Raw genomic sequence first — 18,377 nt, forward strand, 5'->3', positions numbered from 1 at the left:
GAATTATGAATAAGCTGAAAGTCGTTACTGTCTTAGGCACCCGTCCTGAAGTTATTCGTTTGTCTCGAGTTATCGCTGCTCTTGATATGAGTTGTGAGCATATCCTTGTGCACACTGGGCAAAATTATGATTATGAGCTCAACCAGATTTTTTTTGAAGACTTGGGTATTCGTAAGCCTGATTACTTTCTCAGTGCAGCGGGGGCAAGCGGCGCCGAGACGATAGGGAATGTAATAATAAGTGTTGATCGCGTGCTTGCGGAAATTGAGCCTGAGGCGTTACTCGTCCTAGGTGATACCAATAGTTGTATGGCTGTCATTCCGGCTAAAAGACGAAAGATTCCCACGTTTCACATGGAGGCAGGTAACCGCTGTTTTGATATGCGGGTACCTGAAGAAATCAATCGCCGGATTGTTGATCACACAGCAGATATTAATCTGACGTATAGTTCCATCGCTCGTGACTATTTATTGCGTGAGGGATTACCACCTGACATGGTAATAAAAACGGGTAGTCCTATGTTTGAGGTGCTTAATTATTATCGCGATAGCATCGAGGCATCAAATATTGTAAATGATCTTGGTCTTAATATAGGAAAGTATTTTGTTGTAAGCGCACACCGTGAGGAGAATATTGATTCTGAAAAAAATTTTCTAAAATTGGTTGAGGTTTTGAATGCTGTTGCAGTTAATTTCGACTATCCGATAATTGTTTCAACGCATCCAAGAACCCAGAAGCGTGTTGATGCTCTAGGGGTGAAGTTTCATAAAAATGTTCGTCTACTCAAACCGTTGGGGTTCACGGACTATAATAAGCTTCAATTGGAATCCACGGCCACTCTATCTGACAGTGGTACCATTAATGAAGAGTCGTCTATACTGAATTTTCCTGCCTTGAATTTGCGCGAAGCTCATGAGCGTCCGGAAGGCATGGAAGAGGCCGCGGTTATGATGGTAGGGCTCGAAGTTGATCGAGTGATGCAAGGTCTAGCGTTATTGAAAAGTCAAAGGCGCGGAGAGGATCGTACACTACGGTTAGTATCTGATTATAGTATGCCTAATGTTTCCGATAAGGTGGTTAGAATAATTCATAGTTATCGAGATTATGTCATGCGAGTCGTTTGGAAAAGGTTTTAGTTGATATGGCTATTCGTGTTTTACTCTTGACCCAATGGTTCGATCCGGAGCCGACATTCAAAGGCCTTGTTTTTGCCCGAGCGCTCGTCGAGAAAGGATTTGATGTGGAGGTCATTACAGGATTTCCAAATTATCCCGGTGGTAAAGTGTATCCGGGATATAAAATTAAAATTCTACAAAAGGAGCAGATAGATGGTGTGAGTGTGGTTAGAGTGCCTCTATATCCGAGTCATGATAAGAATAAATTAGGTAGGATTTTGAACTATGTTAGCTTTTCCACCTCCTTGGTCCTCTACGGTCTTTTTTCAAAAAGGCCAGATGTCATATATTCTTATCATCCCCCTCTAACTGTTGGTGTTGCCTCTGCCGTTATCGGATTTTTTAGGCGTGTACCTGTGGTAAACGATATTCAAGATATGTGGCCGGATACGCTGAGTTCGACTGGCATGATCTCTAATCGACGTGTCCTTTCCGTAGTTGGAAAAGTATGTGATTGGGTATACAGGCGGGCTGCGAAGATTGTGGTGCTATCACCAGGATTCAAAAAGTTGCTTATTGAGCGCGGTGTGCCGGCTGAGAAAATCGAAATTATCTATAATTGGTGTGCTGAAGACTCGATTCGAAATACCCAAGGTATAAGTCAATCCGTTATGAAGTCATGTGATAAATTTCGTATACTTTTTGCTGGCAATATGGGTCGGGCGCAAGCATTAGATGTTGTTCTGTCGGCCGCGAAGATTTTGGAGGTTAAAGCACCCGAAATTGAATTTGTTTTTTTGGGAGGTGGACTTGAAGTCGAAAGTCTCAAAAAGTTAGCGCTTAAACTTGAGCTCAACAATGTTGATTTTCTACCTCCGGTGCCGATGAGTGAAGTTGGCAACTATTTAGGTTCGGCGGATGCATTGTTGGTTCATCTCAAGAAAGATGATTTATTTAAGATTACAATTCCGTCTAAAACGCAAGCATATATGGCTGCCGGAAAACCTTTACTTATGGCGGTTGATGGTGATGCTGCTGAATTAGTTGCCAGAAGTGGTAGCGGCGTTGTCGCTAATTCGGGTGATGCGAACTCTATATCTGAGGCTGCAATTGAATTATTTAATGCTACTGATGATGAACGCAGAGTAATGTCGGAAAATGGTTTGTCTTACTATAAAGAAAATCTCTCTCTGCAATGTGGCGTAGATAAATTTGGGCTAATATTTAAATCTTTAGTTGTGTGATAGTTTCGATAAAGTCAAGTTGGGTGTATATGTTTACGGCGGATCGATAATGAAGATTAGGAATGTGTTAACAAGACTATGAATTTGCTAATTCTCTCTGATCAAGTTTTTTAGCAGCCTTGATAAACAGCGTTTTAATGTCTCTGGCGCAACCACAAGCTTAGTGTCGGACGCTGTGGGAGATAATGATAAGGAATTGTGTTTTGAAACGATTTTTTGATATAGTTTTCTCGTTTTTAGGGTTGATTGTATTTTTCCCGGTATTGGTCATTCTCTCAATTATGATTCATCTGAAACTCGGCAGTCCGATATTTTTTACCCAGGTGCGTCCTGGGCTAGGCGGTAAGCCTTTCAAAATGATCAAATTTCGTACAATGAGAGACGCTGTAGACGATGATGGGGCTCCTCTCCCTGATGGTGAGCGAATGACAGCATTTGGTAGCATGCTTAGGTCTACTAGCTTGGACGAGCTCCCTGAGTTGTGGAACGTTTTGAAGGGGGAAATGAGTCTGGTTGGCCCGCGCCCTCTGCTGATGCAGTACCTGCCTTTGTATTCGGTTGAGCAAAATCGACGCCACGAGGTAAGACCGGGTGTTACGGGCTGGGCGCAGATAAACGGACGTAATTCTGTCAGCTGGGATGAGAAATTTAAGCTTGATACGTGGTATGTTGACAATAAATCTATGCTGTTAGACATAAAGATAATCATATCTACGGTAAAAAAAGTACTTGTGAGGGACGGTATCTCCCAAGAAAACAACGCAACGATGGCACCGTTTATGGGCGAAAAAGTTGCAGATCAGGCAATATGTAATGATAGGAGAGAGTGATGAGTGACACTATTTTGCGACTGATTGAAGAGTCGATGGAAGCGGATGAAAATACAATTGCTATAGGTCAGTCACTGGACTGGGATTCGATTGCAGTTGTGACCTTTATGGCCTTAGTAGATGAGCGTCTGGGGAAAACTCTATCGGCTGATCGACTGAACAAATGTGAAACGGTAGAGCAAGTCGTAGAGCTAGTTGCGGCTTAATAGTCTACGTTAATGGTTTTGAACATCGTAAGCGCTCAGCTGGATCTACAGCTGGGCATTTGCTTTTTTGGCTGTTGTAAAAATGTGATGCCCGATGAGGGTTATTTGGCAGCTTTGTAAGTTTGTGATCTTGCTGCGCTAGAAGGGTATGTTTAATATGAGTGTTTTGGATTCTACCAAGATATCAGGAGATCTGATCAGGTCTTACTGGCATCCTGTCGCGCACAAGTCCGAGCTTTCTAACGATAGAGATTTTGTCCGTTTTGACGTGGCTGATTTTGAAGTTGTAATTATTAATGATAAAGGTAGTTTTGTCGCATTTGATAACCTGTGTCCGCATCGAGGTGCGCGCTTCTTCACTGAAGATTTCGGCAACAAATTTGTTAAATGTCTTTATCATGGCTGGAGTTACTCCCGAGGCAAGGTTAATGTTGCGGGTGTTAAAACGTTTCAAGGGTGTAATATTGAACAAGCTTCACTCAACCAATTTAGTTTAGATATATGTGGTGATTTTCTATTTTTTGCCATAGAACCTCGATCTACATTGCAAGAGCAGTTGGGACCTGAAGTTTCCGCGATTCTTAATAAAATCGGCAGTGACATTGATTCTCGGGCTGATTTTAACCGGTATCCATTCAAATGCGATTGGACGATCGCACTTGAAAATGCCTTAGAACCTTATCATATTCCTCTTATTCACACGGACACATTGGCATCGCTTCAATTAGGTGTCGGTGTGAACGAGTTTTATGGTGAAAACTCTGTTTGGTATTCTCCGATTGAGAGCGAAAAAGTCGCCCGGCGATTAAAAAGCTTGAGTCGATTTTACGCTACAACAGATGCTTATGAGGGGTACATGAGTATCTTTATATTCCCTTTTTCGATGATCTCTTCCACATTTGGCTACTCATATTCGGCTCAGAATTTTTTTCCATCTACCTCTCCGGACTCGACGTATTTTACGAGTCGACTTTATCCCGTTCGAAATAGTGATCCTCGTTATAGAGAGATGACAGCTGGTTTCGTGCAGTCAAGTGCCGAAGTGAACAGAAGGATATTTGATGAGGATCATGAGATTTGCCAGCGTATCCCAAGCAAATCGTGGTCTACCTCTGCTCCCAAATTTATAAGCGTACTCGAAGAAAAGTTACTGCATTTTCGTCATTCTTGTGGGTATTGGAATAGGTAATCAGGCTTAAATTTGGAGTAAGTTTGCTATTTTTTGAATTAGGAGGGTCCGATGACATCCAACAATAACGTTCGATTAGTCAGAAATGTCCGTGTTAAAGGGATCGCCTCAGCCGTGCCTCAAGAGGTCAAAGAGGTTTCATCTCTGTACGACACCTTTGGGGTTGAAAGTATTGATAAGATTATTGCTAGTACTGGAGTCGAGCGTCGCCATGTAGTCTCGAGCGAGTGCTCTTCTGATCTGTGTCTGGCGGCAGCAGAGCGGCTAATCACCGATATGAGTATTAATAAGGATTCTATTGATACTCTTATATTTGTTTCACAAACTCATGATTACACCTTGCCTGCGACAGCGTGTGTGCTGCAGGAGCGGCTAGGCCTCTCAATGCATGTTGCTGCGTTTGATGTGGCAATGGGATGTTCGGGTTATGTCTACGGACTTTGGACTGCGGCATCTTTGCTATCCGGTGGTGGGAGTAAACGTGCTCTTCTATTGGTAGGCGATACCATCAGTAGAATAGCTTCTCCTGTCGACCGTTCTGTAGCAGCTTTATTTGGAGATGCGGGTACCGCCACTATCCTCGATTTCGAAGAGGGTGCTCCTGACATGCATTTTATTTTGGGTACTGACGGTCGCGGAGCTCCAAATCTGGTGGTTCCTTCCGGTGGATTCAGAGATCGAGATGGAACTTCCACATCGACGAGTGAAGAGGGCGTTCGTGGCCCATATGACCTTTACATGAATGGCGCTGAGATTTTTGCATTTACACTCGCGCGGGTCCCAGCATTAGTTAACGCATTACATGACGTTAATCTTGGCAGTGCCAAGGCTATTGATAAGTATGTTTTCCATCAAGCCAATCGTTTTATGCTTGACCATCTTGTCAAAAGAATGAAGTTGGATCGCGAAAAAGTTGTGCTTGATGTAAAAAATGTTGGCAATACAAGCTGTGCATCCATCCCGTTGGCTATTACATTGGACCAACGTGACAATGATGCGACTGTTTCAGGCAGGTTTATGCTTGCAGGCTTTGGAGTAGGTTACTCGTGGGCTGGATGTATTGCGGAATTCGATAACGTCTGGGTCAGCCCTTTGACGGTAACCCTAAGTGCTGCAGGCGAGGCCATGTCGTGATAGAAACCAATCCTTTCTCTCTAGCCGGTAAACACATACTCGTCACGGGTGCGTCGTCAGGGATAGGCCGTGAGGTGGCTGTCTGGATAAGCAAGCAGGGAGCTACGGTTACGCTGGCTGCCCGAGATACTGCTCGCCTTGAGTCAACATTGGCTATGATGGATGGTAGTGGGCATAAAGTAGAGGTCTTCGATTTCCTAGACGGTACTGATTGCTCACAGTGGCTCAAATCCGTAGCAAAAGTTTCCTCGCCGTTTGATGGATTGGTTCATGCGGCAGGTGTACAAATGCCTATGCCAATACGCGCTATGAGTGTTGCTCACTGGGAAAAAATCATGGCGACTAATGTAACCTCTGGTTTTTCTCTAATTAAAGCATTCCGGCAGAAAGGGGTATGCAACCTAGATTCAAGCATTGTTCTTATCTCCTCTGTCATGGCGCAAGTTGGCGAGTCTGCTCTTTTGGGGTATTGCGCAAGCAAAGGCGCTGTTGAGTCGATGGTCCGCGCTGCCGCTGTAGAGCTAGCTCGTGAGCATATTCGTGTTAATGCAATTGCACCAGGTGTTGTGCAAACCGAATTGGTCGATACTTTGCAAGGCCTAGTGGGAGCTGACGCGATGAAAGTAATCCAACAGCGACACCCTCTAGGGTTTGGTCTGGCACAAGACGTAGCCTATGCAGCTAACTATTTGTTGTCGCCCGCTGCTCGCTGGGTGACGGGTACTGCTTTAGTTGTTGATGGAGGCTACCTGGCATGACGCGTGTCAAAAAACTAGTAATCTTGGGGGCTGGTGGATTTGGGCGTGAGGTTCATGCATGGCTGTTGGACTCAATACGCAGTGGTGCTTGTAAGCCTACAGACGAGGTTATTTGGAAAATCGCGGGTTTCATTGACGATTTTAGTAATGCACCTGATATTTTTCCTGGTCTGCCACCTATTTTGTCAAAGATCGATGAGTACGAACCGGAACCGGATAGCTATGTTGTATGCGCTATTGCCGATCCTGCAGCCAAAAAAGTGCTGGCGAATAAGCTGCTCCTAAAGGGAGTAAAGTTTTTCTCCCTCATCCATTCAAGCGTGGTGGTCGGAACTAACGTAACAATTGGAAAAGGCGCGGTTATTTGTCCATTTACTGTGCTGTCTAGTGATTTGGTCGTTGGTAGTTTTGTAACCATAAATTCTGGATGTACTATCGGCCACGATAGCTCAATAGCCGACTATTGTACATTGAGCGGTCATTGTGACATTACTGGGGGCGCCAAATTAGAAGAGGGGGCATTCCTCGGGTCACATGCGGTGATTATTCCTAAGGTAACTGTGGGTGAATACGCAGTAGTCGGCGCTGGAAGTGTAGTCATTCGTAAGGTCGGTCCGGGCGTAACGGTGTTCGGTGTTCCAGCCAAGCGCATATCGGGTTAAAAAATGAATAACTTTGCTAAAATAACAGCTATTGAGTACGTCCTACCTTCCAATACTTTGTCGAATGAAGATCTTGCTCGTGAGTTTCCAGAGTGGGACGTAGACAAAATCTTCGGTAAGACCGGAATCAATAAGCGTCAGATCGTCGGGGTTGATGAGTGTGCCTCCGATCTCGCATTTCAAGCTTGCGAAAAGCTCCTCAGCGCTGTTGATTTTGAGCGCTCTGAGATCGACTTCATTATCTTATGCACGCAAAGTCCTGATTACTTGCTGCCTTCCACGGCTTGTATCCTTCAGAATCGCTTGGGCCTGTCTACACAATGTGGTGCCTTTGATTTCAATCAAGGGTGCTCTGGATTTATTTATGGGCTCGGATTAGCTAAGGGTTTAATCGAGACCGGGCAGGCTAAGAACATATTATTAGTGACTGCTGAGACGTATAGTAAATATATTCATCCGTCAGACAAAAGTGTTCGTACTTTGTTTGGAGATGCCGCAGCAGCCACATTAGTGCAATCGACAGTAGGAACCCCTCATATTGATCGTTTCCGCTATGGAACTGACGGTTCCGGTGCTAAGAATTTAATCGTTCCTATTGGTGGCGCCCGTCGTCCTTCTGCATTAAATATAACTCCCCCGGTTTATAAAGATGACAGTGGTAATGCTCGTACAGATGCTAACCTTTATATGAATGGGGCCGCGATATTTGAGTTTTCAATGACTCGAATTCCTCAGATGTTTGCAACTCTGTTCGATGATGAATTTAAAATAGAGGACGTTGATCTTTTCGCCTTTCATCAAGCTAACAAATTTATGCTCGACTCGTTGCGTCGTAGAATAAAGCTGCCGGAAGAGAAATTTATCTCCGAGTTTGAACATTGTGGTAACACTGTATCTTCCAGTATTCCTATCGCCTTGAAGATTTCGATGGAAAAAGGCATATTGACTAGTGGTAAGACTGTAGTTGGTATTGGGTTCGGCGTAGGTTATTCTTGGGCTGGTTGCGTAATTAAATGGTAACGATATTCTTGTGGTTGTTTTGATCCATTATTCTAATAGAGGTTTCTAGTGCTCAATACTAAGTTTTCTCCTTGGCCGTCCTTCACCGAAGAGGAGGCGAACGCCGCCAAAGATGTTATTCTGTCTAATAAGGTCAACTACTGGACTGGTCAGGAGGCGCGTCATTTTGAGACAGAGTTCGCTGAGTGGGCGGGCACTCGCTACGCGGTCGCTCTGGCGAATGGTACGGTGGCGTTGGATTTAGCGTTGAAAGCACTGGGAGTTGGTCCGGGGGATGAGGTCATTGTTACCTCGCGTACATTTTTAGCGTCAGTCTCGAGTATTGTAAATGCTGGAGCGATCCCTATATTTGCGGATGTCGACCCTGACTCGCAAAACGTTGTAGCGCAAACAATCAAGGCGGTTGTGACTGCGCGAACTAAAGCGTTGATTTGTGTCCATTTGGCCGGCTGGCCATGTGACATGGACCCGATCATGTCGTTGGCTAATGAACTGAATCTTAAGGTCATTGAAGATTGTGCACAGGCTCACGGCGCTACATACAACGGGCGTTCTGTAGGTTCGATTGGGCATGTGGGGGCCTGGTCATTTTGCCAAGATAAGATTATGACAACGGGTGGTGAGGGGGGGATGGTCACCACCAATGATCGTCAACTCTGGGCTGACATGTGGTCGTATAAGGACCATGGGAAAAGCTGGGAAGCCGTCTATGAGCGTCAGCACAACCCGGGTTTTCGTTGGTTGCATGAACGCTTCGGCACAAATTGGCGGATGCTTGAAGTTCAAGCTGTTATAGGCCGTATTCAGTTGCGACGTATGAAAGAGTGGCAAGTATCTCGTATTCAAAATGCCACGCGCATCTGGGACGTCGCTCGGAAATTGCCTGCGCTGCGCGTTCCTGTTATTCCTAATACTATCGAGCATGCTGCATATAAGTGCTATGTGTTTGTTCGCCCCGATCAATTAAAGAGTGATTGGTCTCGAGATCGAATTCTCGATGAGATTATTGCCGGTGGTGTGCCTGCATTTTCAGGATCCTGCTCGGAGGTTTATCTTGAAAAAGCCTTTGATAATACAGGCTGGCGTCCTATCAATCGCCTTGTTAACGCCAAAGAGCTAGGTGAAACAAGTTTAATGTTTTTGGTGCACCCAACTTTGACAGCGCAAGAGATAGAGTTGACTTGTAAAGTGCTGGCGACAGTTATGCAGCAAGCCACGTTGATATAGCGAACTATATAATGGGGCGCTTTAATGATCTGTTGTCTCTGTGGCGGATTGTGTAGCGACGGTACTACACTCTATGGCTATTATATATGTTGTTCATCAATGCGCCGTTTTTATAGTGAGTTGTATAGGTGGAATTATTTGGCGAGTTGCCCTAAAGCTTTTTAAAAGCGTCTTTAAAGTTTCTATTATGACGCGGCGACATTTGAAGCGGTATCGCGTTTCGTGGTTTCCAACTTTTCGTTGTTTTTCTTGGCTCATGAGTTCGGAAGCTAGTGACTCGAAAGTATGATGCTCGAATCCTGAAGAAGATTTTTGAGCGAGAATCCGTAAGGAAACATAGAATGATCGTTAGCGCGATGACATCAGGAGCTGTTTGAGTGGATGAAGGGGTTATGGAAAAATTGAGAGGACTGCTTCTGGGCCTCCCCAGGCGCACAAAACGGCTGATCCAGGTAGCTACGGACGTCTTTGTGGTGTGGGTAGCGTTGTGGCTGGCTTTTGCCGTCAGATTGGGCATGGATGAAATGATTAATCCTTTGATTTTTCATTTTTGGCTGTTTTTAGCGGCACCGGTTGTGGCCATCCCTCTGTTTATCCGATTTGGAATGTACCGAGCGGTTATGCGTTATTTTGGCAATGACGCGTTGATTGCCATCATCAAGGCTGTCAGCTTGTCTTCACTGGTACTGGGCTTTTTTGTCTACTGGTACAGTAATCATGAGCACGTAGTGCCACGCTCCATCATCTTTAACTATTGGTGGCTGAGCATGATCATGGTTGGCGGGCTCAGGTTAGCCATGCGACAGTACTTTTTAGGAGATTGGTTTTCAGCGTCCCAGCACGTCCCTTTCACCAATCGCGACGATGGCTTGCCACGTGTAGCCATCTACGGTGCTGGTTCCGCTGGTAATCAATTGGTTGCTGCTCTTCGCATGGGCCGTGTGATGCGGCCAGTTGCGTTCATCGATGACGATTCGAGCATCACTGACCGGGTGATTTCTGGATTGCAGGTTTACAAACCCAAGCATATCCAATTAATGATCGAGGCAACCGGCGCTCAGGAAATACTATTAGCGATCCCATCTTCGAATCGCGGTCGTCGCCGGGAAATTCTCAGTTTCCTTGAGGGATTCCCTCTTCATGTGCGCAGCGTGCCGGGCTTTATGGATTTGGCAAGCGGCCGAGTCAAGGTTGATGACATTCAAGAGGTTGATATTGCAGACCTACTTGGCCGTGATGCCGTTCCCGCCCAAGGCGAATTGCTGGAGCATTGTATTAAGGGGCAAAGTGTACTGGTTACAGGAGCTGGTGGTTCAATTGGTTCTGAGCTTTGCCGACAGATCCTTGTGCTTCGCCCCACGATATTAATTCTGTACGATCACAGCGAGTTCAATCTCTACAGCATTCTTTCCGAACTTGAGCAGCGAATTACACGTGAATCGCTACCCGTCAAGCTCCTGCCTATTCTCGGTTCCGTACGTAATCCTAGTAAACTTTTGGACGTGATGAAGACTTGGCGAATACATACGGTTTATCATGCCGCCGCCTACAAACATGTACCTATGGTTGAACATAATATCGCTGAAGGCGTTTTGAATAATGTCATCGGTACACTCAACACAGCTCAAGCTGCGCTTCAGTCCGGAGTTGCTAACTTTGTCCTAATCTCAACAGATAAGGCTGTGCGCCCAACAAATGTCATGGGCAGTACCAAGAGGCTTGCCGAGTTGACGTTACAAGCGCTTAGTAATGAACTGGCCCCAGTGCTGTTCGGTGACAAGTCGAACATATCAAGGGTTAATAAAACACGTTTCACCATGGTTCGCTTCGGTAATGTGTTAGGCTCCTCTGGCTCTGTAATTCCGTTGTTTCACAAGCAGATCAAGTCCGGGGGGCCTTTAACCGTTACCCACCCCAAAATCACCCGCTACTTCATGACCATTCCCGAAGCCGCACAGTTGGTTATCCAGGCCGGTTCAATGGGGCAGGGCGGTGATGTATTCGTACTTGATATGGGCGAACCGGTGAAAATCATTGAGCTTGCCGAAAAAATGATCCACCTCTCCGGCCTTAGCGTTCGCTCCGACAAAAATCCCCATGGCGACATCGCCATTGAATTCACTGGCCTGCGCCCCGGCGAAAAGCTTTACGAAGAGTTACTCATTGGTGACAACGTAGTCGCCACCCAGCATCCCATGATCATGAGTGCTAACGAGGACCATCTCTCTTGGGACGTGCTCAAGGGCAAGCTGACCGAGCTGCTGGCCGCAGTGGACGCTGATGACTACACCCGAGTCCGCCAACTACTGCGCGACACCGTCAGCGGCTACTCCCCCGACGGCGAAATCGTTGACTGGATCTACCAACAACGCCGACTTGAGCCGTGATTTAACACTCTGTTACTCAAGCATTTTTGACGAATCCCCACCATCGCCTAAGTTAGAAAAGCAGCTTCGGAAAAGCTGCTTTTCCCTCACCAATGTCATGGAGCGTCAAAATGCAAAACACCTACCTCACCTCCCTAATCTTCGCCTTCCTCACCACTCTCTCCGTCACCACCACCGCAGCCCCTTCCATCAAACCCGAAGCCCCAACCCCCATCACCGCCCAAATGTCCAAGGCCGAGCAACCCGCCAAGGTCAACCTCAACGCCGCCGACGCCGAAACCCTGCGCCGTGACCTCTTCGGTATTGGCGCCTCCAAAGCCAAGGCAATCGTGGCCTACCGCGAAAGCAATGGCCCGTTCACGGCGGTGGATGAGTTGTTGGAAGTGAAGGGGATCGGCAAGGCTCTGCTGGAGAAAAACCGCGAGAGGCTTGTGATCAACTAAGCCAATACAAGGGGAGGCCGGTCACTGACCGGCTTTTTGATCTTCTGAAACCTGGGTTTTCAAACGGTCTCGCACCACCTCCATGATTCGCATGGCGAGTGCCTTGTCTTCAACACTCCTGGCAAGCACCAGGGCCCCGACCAGTGTCGACATCATCACCAAGCTTTGTGCATCACTCTGTCCTTCCCCCAAGGCCGTCTCGATCTGCTTGAGCCGCGCGTCGAGCACCGCATCCGTCGTCGGGCTGTGCTGGCCTCTCAGCCCTAGCTCCGAAGACATGGTCGGCAATGGGCAGCCTTCAGCCGGCGAGTTGAGGTGCCACTCCGATAAGTAACTGTCAATAAACGCTTCCAGCGGCCGTTCCTGGCTGAACAGCGTTTCGCAATGGGCATCCAGCTCTGCTGCAGCGGACTGGAGGGCTTTTTCCACCAGTTCACCCTTGGATCTGAAGTGCGCGTAAAACCCACCATGCGTCAGGTCCAGCGCGTTCATCAACGGCTGCAAGCCGGTGGCGCCGATGCCGTCGCGGCGAAAGCGTACGGAGGCTTCCTTGATGATGCGTTGGTGGGTCTGGGCTTTGTGGTTGGACGAATAACGCATAGGGCGGCCTCGGTGACAGGCTGGCATTTTAACCAACTTGAATCCATTTACACGTCTCTCCTGAGCCTTGGCCGTTGGCACGAAAAGTGATTACCTCTACGCACAAGATTGTTCAACAATCGTGAGGTAACCATGACACTCAGTTTGTCCCTGGCCGATCAGATCGCCCTGGAGTTGCGTGCCGACATCATCGGCGGGCGGCTGTTGCCGGGAATGCCGTTGGTTGAGGCCGAACTGGTGACCGCCTATAACGCCTCGCGCAATACCATCCGCGAAGCGCTGCACCGTCTGGGTCAGGAAGGGCTGACGCGGTATGTGCGCAATAAGGGCGTAATGGTCCGTCGCTTGGCGCGAGAGGAGGTGCGTGACTTATTTGTAGTCCGCCGCACCCTGGAGTTGCAGGCCATCGCCCAGAGTGGCCCTTTGAAAGAGGATCAATCCGCGCGCATGCAGAACGCCATCGACGCCACCACCCTGGCTCGTGACCGTGAAGACTGGCGTGCAGTTGCCACTCATAGCCTGGTGTTTCACCAGCAAATCGTCGGGTTGATGCGCAGCCCCTTGTTCGATGAGTTTTTTGCCCAAGTGATCGCCCAATTGCGCCTGGTGTTTTGCGCTGCGCCCGATGAGCAGCGCTTCCAGTCGCCTTGGTTGGAGCGTGATCGGGAGATTTACACCTTGTTGGTCCAGCAGGAAAAACCGGCGGCAGGGCAGGCGATGAGCCTGTACCTGGCTGATTCGGAACGCCTGTCGTTGGCTTTGTTTAATCACCCCTGATCGAGGATCTGCATTATGTACAAAGACTATCCGGCCGCTTATCAGGTCAGCAAAGGTTCGGCGTTGCAGGTCGACACGGCGTTTTACGAGCGTATCCGTGACCAAAAACAGCAACGCACGTTGATCGAGCAATTCGAAGTGCCGATCCGCACGGGCAGGGCGTGGAAGGTGCCGGCCGGGCATGTGTTTCGTGTGACCACGCCGGTGGGGCCGCAGGTGGGTGACTTTAATGTGTGGAACGCCAACGACCCACGTGAGCGTTTGTGGGCGGCGCGTACGCGTCAGTTGCAGGGCGCGCATGTCAGCACCCATGACCGCTTGTGGTCGAACCTGCCGTTTCTGCGCCCCCTGGTGACCATCACCGATGACAGCTTGGCGAGCTACGGCATCGATGAGCATGGCGGGCGCCTGCATGATTTGCTCGGCACGCGTTGTGATCCCTACGTGAACCGGATGCTCACCGGTGAGGACTTCCATCATCATTGCCACTCGAACCTGACCCGCGCGGTTTTACCCCATGGTCTGACGGAATTCGACGTGCATGATGTGCTGAATATTTTCCAGTGCACGGGCCTGAATCATGACGACATGTATTTCATGAAGGCGTGCCCGGCGCAGAAGGGTGATTACCTGGAGTTCTTTGCTGAGATTGATTTGTTGTGTGCGTTGTCGACGTGCCCCGGTGGGGATTTGTCGCTGCCGATGTGGGGGCCGGAGGCGCAGGACCCGTTGACGGTGTGCCGCCCGCTGGGGGTTGAGATTTATAAATTGGAGGAGCAATTGCTGAGCGGCTGGAGCCAGCCTGAGCGTGCTGCCTATAAGGGGCAGCACGGGTTGCATATTGCCAAGGCGGATTGGGAGTAACGTTTTAGAGGGGCTGCTTCGCAGCCAGCGGGAGCAAGCGCCCTCGCCACAGGTTGTTTGTCAGGGCGGCTATGTCAGCGATCCTGCGCATCCTTGGCGTCCGCCTGGGCGTTTCGCTCGGCCACGCGCTTGCGTTGTTCGTCGGTGAGTTCCACTTTGTTGGCGCTGTCACGCAGCATCATCAGTCCACCGACGATCGACCCGATGGCGACCACTAATATCAACCATGCATACCACGGCATAAGGCTCTCCTTGAGGCAGATTGCCGTGGGAGAGTTTTCCCACGGGAATAACTGCTTTGAGTGACGGGCTTTCTTACTAGTTCAGTGTAGGCCCGTTCTGCCTCTTAGTAGATCAGAGCCCGGTCAACATCGCATCCGCCGGTGCATTGGCGCGGTCTTGCGCGGTCATCTGGAAGTAGGCGAACCCCACGACCATAAAGCCCAGGAAGATCAGCCCGATCAGTGCATTGAACCAGGCCATGGCCACCAGGCACACCACCGCCAGCACCAGCGCGATGCCCGGTACGATGGGGTAACCCGGTGCGCGGAAGGTGCGTTCCAGCAGCGGTTCGGTCTTACGCAGTTTGAACAGGCTGAGCATGCTCATGATGTACATCACGATGGCGCCGAATACCGCCATGGTGATCATCGCAGCGGTCAACGTCATGCCGCCCAGGTTGATCAGGCCGTCGCTGTAGATCGCTGCGATGCCGACCACGCCACCGGCGATGATTGCGCGGTGCGGTGTCTGAAAACGCGACAGTTTGGCCAGGAAAGACGGCAGGTACCCGGCGCGTGCCAGGGCGAAGAACTGGCGCGAGTAACCCAGGATGATGCCGTGGAAGCTCGCTACCAGGCCAAACAAGCCGATCCACACCAGCATGTGCAACCAGCCGGAGCTGTCGCCGACCACGGTTTTCATGGCTTGTGGGAGCGGGTCGTTGATGTTCGACAGGGTGCGCCAGTCGCCCACGCCGCCGGCGAAGAACATCACGCCCATGGCTAGGATCACAAGGGTCAGGATGCCGCTGATGTAGGCTTTTGGAATGGTGCGCTTCGGATCTTTCGCTTCTTCGGCCGCCATGGCCGCGCCTTCGATGGCGAGGAAGAACCAGATGGCGAAAGGAATCGCGGCAAACATCCCGGCAATCGCTGGTGCACCGAAGGTGTCGGAGCCGGCCCAGCCGTTCAGGGCGAAGTTGCTGAAGCTGAAGGCAGGCGCGACCACGCCCATAAACACCAGCAGTTCAGCGACGGCGAGCACGCACACCACCAGTTCGAAGGTGGCGGCCAGTTTCACGCCGAGGATGTTGAGGCCCATGAAGACGATATAGGCGCCGACGGCGGCGTGTTTCGGGTCCAGTGCTGGAAACTGCACATTCAGGTAGGCGCCGATGGCCAAGGCGATGGCGGGGGGCGCAAAGACGAATTCGATCAATGTCGCGAGCCCGGCGATCAAGCCACCTTTCTCGCCAAAAGCGCGACGGCTGTAGGCAAACGGCCCGCCTGCGTGAGGAATGGCGGTGGTCAGTTCGGTGAAGCTGAAGATAAAGCAGGTGTACATCGCGGCGACCATCAATGAGGTCACCAGGAAGCCCAAGGTCCCGGCGACGCCCCAGCCATAGCTCCAGCCGAAATATTCCCCGGAAATCACCAGCCCGACTGCAATACCCCATAAGTGCAGGGTGCCCAAGGTGGGTTTGAGTTGTGTGTTCATTGTGTTGCTCTCCCTGAACCGGTTGGAATGATTCAAGGTGTTGCAGCGGACATGCCAGGCTGGGAATCATTGTCGTAAAGCTGCGCAACTGTCGCGCTGGGGATGGTTTGGCGTTTGAACATGTCCGGTATCGCACCAGATAAGTGCGGGAGTGGCTGTGTGGGCCTCATCGGGGGCAAGCCCCCTCCCACACTTGGCCTGCGTACATCGGTCAAAATGTGGGAGGGGGCTTGCCCCCGATGAGGCCCTCCCAATCACCAAAAATCCGTCTGTAACCTGCGCATAAACCCACTCTTTACGCCGTCTTTACGCCCCACCCACACCCTCGCTCTCGTTCCTTTACACCACTCCTGCCGACAATTGCCCTACACGCGGCACTCGCCGCTAAACGGAGAGACTTCCATGAGCGTTCTGGACGGGGTGTCACTGCTATTGGCCGTGGCGCTGTTCATTTATCTGCTGGTTGCGCTGTTACGCGCGGATCGGAACTAGGAGCGGGCTATGCACAGTTATGACTATTGGCTGATCATCGCCTTCTTCGCCGTGGTACTGGTGCCGGCACCGTTCCTGGGGCGGTTCTATTACAAGGTGATGGAGGGGCAGCGCACCTGGCTCACGCCGGTATTGGGCCCGGTGGAACGTGCCTGTTATCGCCTGTCGGGCGTGGATGAGCATCAGGAACAGAGCTGGCAGAAGTACATGCTGGCCTTGCTCGCGTTCAACCTCGCGGGCTTTTTGCTGTTGTTCGCGATCCTGTTGTTCCAGGACTACCTCCCACTGAACCCGCAGAAATTGCCGGGGCAGGAGTGGACCCTGGCCTTCAACACCGCGGTCAGTTTCATGACCAACACCAACTGGCAGTCCTACAGCGGTGAGGCATCCCTGAGTTACCTCAGCCAGATGGCCGGCCTGACGGTGCAGAACTTCGTCAGCGCGGCGACCGGTCTGGCGGTCTTGGTCGCGCTTTGCCGTGGGATCGGTCGCAAGTCCACCAAGACGCTGGGCAACTTCTGGGTCGATATGACCCGCGCCACGCTCTACGGCCTGCTGCCGTTGTGCCTGGTGCTGGCGTTGTTCCTGGTGTGGCAGGGCGTGCCGCAGACCTTCGCTCACTACGTTGACGCCGTGACAATGCAAGGCGTGGATCAAGTGATTCCCCTTGGCCCGGCGGCGAGCCAGATTGCGATCAAGCAATTGGGCACCAACGGCGGCGGCTTCTTCGGTGTCAACTCGGCACACCCGTTTGAAGACCCGACGGCCTGGGCCAACCTGTTTGAGTTGGCGGCCATCATCCTGATCCCGGTGGCGCTGGTGTTCACCTTCGGCCACTACGTCAAAGACCTGCGTCAGAGCCGCGCGATCCTCGGCTGCATGCTGGCGCTGTTCCTGATCGGCGGCGCGACCTCGTTGTGGGCCGAATACCAGCCCAATCCGACCCTGAATAATCCGGCCGTGGAGCAAACCGCGCCGCTGGAAGGCAAGGAAGCCCGCTTCGGCACCACCGGTACGGTGCTGTGGTCGGTGACGACGACGGCGGCGTCCAACGGTTCGGTCAACGGCATGCAGGACAGCCTCAACCCCCTCAGCGGCATGGTGGCGTTGGTCAACATGATGGTCGGCGAAGTGATCTTCGGCGGCGTCGGCGCCGGCATGTACGGCATGTTGCTCAACGTGTTGATTGCGGTGTTCCTCGCCGGCCTGATGATTGGCCGCACCCCGGAATACCTAGGCAAAAAGCTACAGGCCAAGGAAGTGCAATTGCTGGTCGTGACCCTCTTGGTGATGCCGGTTGGCGTGCTGGTGCTTGGCGCCATTGCCGCGAGCCTGCCCGGCCCGGCCGGTGCCATCAGTAACCCTGGCCCCCACGGTTTCAGCCAGTTGCTTTACGCCTACACCTCGGCCAGTGCCAACAACGGCTCGGCATTCGGCGGTTTCAGCGCCAACACGCCATTCCACAACCTGATGCTGGGCCTGGGCATGTTGATCGGCCGCTTCGGCTACATCCTTCCGGTACTGGCCCTGGCCGGCAGCCTGGCGATGAAGAAGACCGCACCGATTGGCCAGAACAGCTTCCCGACCCACGGCCCGCTGTTCGTGACCCTGTTGACCGTGACCATTTTGCTGGTGGGCGGCCTGACTTTCCTGCCAACGCTGGCGTTAGGTCCCATCGCTGAACACTTGAGCATGGGCTTCTAGTAAAGG

At 50.8% G+C, this 18,377-nt stretch carries 19 protein-coding genes; 16 read left to right on the forward strand and 3 right to left on the reverse strand.

From position 1 onward, the window contains the following. Positions 1-5: 5 nt before the first annotated feature. From wecB to ACI512_RS12385, 12 genes are all read left to right on the forward strand, one after another. Entirely contained in the window at positions 6-1,136 is a 1,131-nt protein-coding gene (gene wecB / locus ACI512_RS12330) for a non-hydrolyzing UDP-N-acetylglucosamine 2-epimerase (protein WP_405121822.1), read from the forward strand. 5 nt (positions 1,137-1,141) lie between these two features. After that, a complete protein-coding gene (locus tag ACI512_RS12335) occupies positions 1,142-2,359 on the forward strand; it encodes a glycosyltransferase family 4 protein (protein ID WP_405121823.1) in 1,218 nt (405 codons plus the stop codon). A 185-nt stretch (positions 2,360-2,544) separates the two neighbouring features. Next, complete coding sequence (locus ACI512_RS12340) at positions 2,545-3,189, forward strand: sugar transferase (protein ID WP_405121824.1); 645 nt, start codon at positions 2,545-2,547, stop codon at positions 3,187-3,189. Further along, positions 3,189-3,395: an acyl carrier protein gene (locus tag ACI512_RS12345; RefSeq protein ID WP_043204989.1), complete on the forward strand. Its 207-nt coding sequence runs from the start codon at positions 3,189-3,191 to the stop codon at positions 3,393-3,395. The genes ACI512_RS12340 and ACI512_RS12345 overlap by 1 nt, the downstream gene beginning before the upstream one ends. Positions 3,396-3,552: 157 nt before the next feature. Beyond that, positions 3,553-4,584 (forward strand): aromatic ring-hydroxylating dioxygenase subunit alpha, encoded by a 1,032-nt coding sequence (locus ACI512_RS12350; RefSeq protein WP_405121825.1) that lies wholly within the window; start codon positions 3,553-3,555, stop codon positions 4,582-4,584. A gap of 51 nt (positions 4,585-4,635) precedes the next feature. Continuing rightward, a complete protein-coding gene (locus ACI512_RS12355; RefSeq protein ID WP_236383895.1) occupies positions 4,636-5,718 on the forward strand; it encodes a ketoacyl-ACP synthase III in 1,083 nt (360 codons plus the stop codon). Then, positions 5,718-6,476 (forward strand): SDR family NAD(P)-dependent oxidoreductase, encoded by a 759-nt coding sequence (locus ACI512_RS12360; protein ID WP_405121891.1) that lies wholly within the window; start codon positions 5,718-5,720, stop codon positions 6,474-6,476. The genes ACI512_RS12355 and ACI512_RS12360 overlap by 1 nt, the downstream gene beginning before the upstream one ends. Further along, positions 6,473-7,138, forward strand: coding sequence for an acetyltransferase (locus ACI512_RS12365; protein WP_012722947.1), 666 nt, complete (start codon positions 6,473-6,475; stop codon positions 7,136-7,138). The genes ACI512_RS12360 and ACI512_RS12365 overlap by 4 nt, the downstream gene beginning before the upstream one ends. A 3-nt stretch (positions 7,139-7,141) precedes the next feature. After that, positions 7,142-8,158: a ketoacyl-ACP synthase III gene (locus ACI512_RS12370; RefSeq protein ID WP_236381207.1), complete on the forward strand. Its 1,017-nt coding sequence runs from the start codon at positions 7,142-7,144 to the stop codon at positions 8,156-8,158. A gap of 48 nt (positions 8,159-8,206) precedes the next feature. After that, a complete protein-coding gene (locus ACI512_RS12375) occupies positions 8,207-9,385 on the forward strand; it encodes a DegT/DnrJ/EryC1/StrS aminotransferase family protein (protein WP_236381205.1) in 1,179 nt (392 codons plus the stop codon). Between the two features lie 392 nt (positions 9,386-9,777). Further along, positions 9,778-11,772: a nucleoside-diphosphate sugar epimerase/dehydratase gene (locus ACI512_RS12380; protein WP_236381210.1), complete on the forward strand. Its 1,995-nt coding sequence runs from the start codon at positions 9,778-9,780 to the stop codon at positions 11,770-11,772. Between the two features lie 110 nt (positions 11,773-11,882). After that, complete coding sequence (locus tag ACI512_RS12385; protein ID WP_046035054.1) at positions 11,883-12,215, forward strand: ComEA family DNA-binding protein; 333 nt, start codon at positions 11,883-11,885, stop codon at positions 12,213-12,215. Positions 12,216-12,236: 21 nt separating this feature from the next. On the opposite strand, the gene ACI512_RS12390 is transcribed toward ACI512_RS12385, so the two are convergent. Beyond that, positions 12,237-12,815 (reverse strand): TetR/AcrR family transcriptional regulator, encoded by a 579-nt coding sequence (locus tag ACI512_RS12390; RefSeq protein WP_236381203.1) that lies wholly within the window; start codon positions 12,813-12,815, stop codon positions 12,237-12,239. Positions 12,816-12,947: 132 nt separating this feature from the next. On the opposite strand from ACI512_RS12390, the gene ACI512_RS12395 reads away from it, so the two are divergent. After that, positions 12,948-13,592, forward strand: coding sequence for a GntR family transcriptional regulator (locus ACI512_RS12395; RefSeq protein ID WP_236381202.1), 645 nt, complete (start codon positions 12,948-12,950; stop codon positions 13,590-13,592). Positions 13,593-13,607: 15 nt separating this feature from the next. Beyond that, positions 13,608-14,456, forward strand: coding sequence for a DUF1989 domain-containing protein (locus ACI512_RS12400; protein WP_236381200.1), 849 nt, complete (start codon positions 13,608-13,610; stop codon positions 14,454-14,456). A 74-nt stretch (positions 14,457-14,530) separates the two neighbouring features. Here the strand turns inward: ACI512_RS12400 and ACI512_RS12405 are convergent, their stop codons facing one another. Continuing rightward, positions 14,531-14,698, reverse strand: coding sequence for a DUF2897 family protein (locus tag ACI512_RS12405; protein WP_012722955.1), 168 nt, complete (start codon positions 14,696-14,698; stop codon positions 14,531-14,533). A 112-nt stretch (positions 14,699-14,810) separates the two neighbouring features. Further along, entirely contained in the window at positions 14,811-16,175 is a 1,365-nt protein-coding gene (gene eat, locus ACI512_RS12410; RefSeq protein WP_236381198.1) for an ethanolamine permease, read from the reverse strand. Positions 16,176-16,577: 402 nt separating this feature from the next. Between eat and kdpF the strand changes: the two genes are divergently transcribed. Further along, positions 16,578-16,667, forward strand: coding sequence for a K(+)-transporting ATPase subunit F (kdpF, locus tag ACI512_RS12415; RefSeq protein ID WP_003218754.1), 90 nt, complete (start codon positions 16,578-16,580; stop codon positions 16,665-16,667). A 9-nt stretch (positions 16,668-16,676) separates the two neighbouring features. Then, positions 16,677-18,371, forward strand: coding sequence for a potassium-transporting ATPase subunit KdpA (kdpA, locus tag ACI512_RS12420; protein ID WP_236381197.1), 1,695 nt, complete (start codon positions 16,677-16,679; stop codon positions 18,369-18,371). Positions 18,372-18,377: the final 6 nt, after the last annotated feature.

It is taken from the genome of Pseudomonas petroselini (assembly GCF_045037875.1).
Classification (GTDB): domain Bacteria; phylum Pseudomonadota; class Gammaproteobacteria; order Pseudomonadales; family Pseudomonadaceae; genus Aquipseudomonas; species Aquipseudomonas petroselini.

Excerpts from the sequence above, each read along its gene's own strand:
- wecB (WP_405121822.1), top strand. The coding sequence starts at position 6 with ATGAATAAGCTGAAAGTCGTTACTGTCTTAGGCACCCGTCCTGAAGTT.
- ACI512_RS12335 (WP_405121823.1), top strand. The coding sequence starts at position 1,142 with ATGGCTATTCGTGTTTTACTCTTGACCCAATGGTTCGATCCGGAGCCG.
- ACI512_RS12340 (WP_405121824.1), top strand. The coding sequence starts at position 2,545 with ATGATAAGGAATTGTGTTTTGAAACGATTTTTTGATATAGTTTTCTCG.
- ACI512_RS12345 (WP_043204989.1), top strand. The coding sequence starts at position 3,189 with ATGAGTGACACTATTTTGCGACTGATTGAAGAGTCGATGGAAGCGGAT.
- ACI512_RS12350 (WP_405121825.1), top strand. The coding sequence starts at position 3,553 with ATGAGTGTTTTGGATTCTACCAAGATATCAGGAGATCTGATCAGGTCT.
- ACI512_RS12355 (WP_236383895.1), top strand. The coding sequence starts at position 4,636 with ATGACATCCAACAATAACGTTCGATTAGTCAGAAATGTCCGTGTTAAA.
- ACI512_RS12365 (WP_012722947.1), top strand. The coding sequence starts at position 6,473 with ATGACGCGTGTCAAAAAACTAGTAATCTTGGGGGCTGGTGGATTTGGG.
- ACI512_RS12370 (WP_236381207.1), top strand. The coding sequence starts at position 7,142 with ATGAATAACTTTGCTAAAATAACAGCTATTGAGTACGTCCTACCTTCC.
- ACI512_RS12380 (WP_236381210.1), top strand. The coding sequence starts at position 9,778 with ATGGAAAAATTGAGAGGACTGCTTCTGGGCCTCCCCAGGCGCACAAAA.
- ACI512_RS12385 (WP_046035054.1), top strand. The coding sequence starts at position 11,883 with ATGCAAAACACCTACCTCACCTCCCTAATCTTCGCCTTCCTCACCACT.
- ACI512_RS12390 (WP_236381203.1), bottom strand. The coding sequence starts at position 12,815 with ATGCGTTATTCGTCCAACCACAAAGCCCAGACCCACCAACGCATCATC.
- ACI512_RS12395 (WP_236381202.1), top strand. The coding sequence starts at position 12,948 with ATGACACTCAGTTTGTCCCTGGCCGATCAGATCGCCCTGGAGTTGCGT.
- ACI512_RS12400 (WP_236381200.1), top strand. The coding sequence starts at position 13,608 with ATGTACAAAGACTATCCGGCCGCTTATCAGGTCAGCAAAGGTTCGGCG.
- ACI512_RS12405 (WP_012722955.1), bottom strand. The coding sequence starts at position 14,698 with ATGCCGTGGTATGCATGGTTGATATTAGTGGTCGCCATCGGGTCGATC.
- eat (WP_236381198.1), bottom strand. The coding sequence starts at position 16,175 with ATGAACACACAACTCAAACCCACCTTGGGCACCCTGCACTTATGGGGT.
- kdpF (WP_003218754.1), top strand. The coding sequence starts at position 16,578 with ATGAGCGTTCTGGACGGGGTGTCACTGCTATTGGCCGTGGCGCTGTTC.
- kdpA (WP_236381197.1), top strand. The coding sequence starts at position 16,677 with ATGCACAGTTATGACTATTGGCTGATCATCGCCTTCTTCGCCGTGGTA.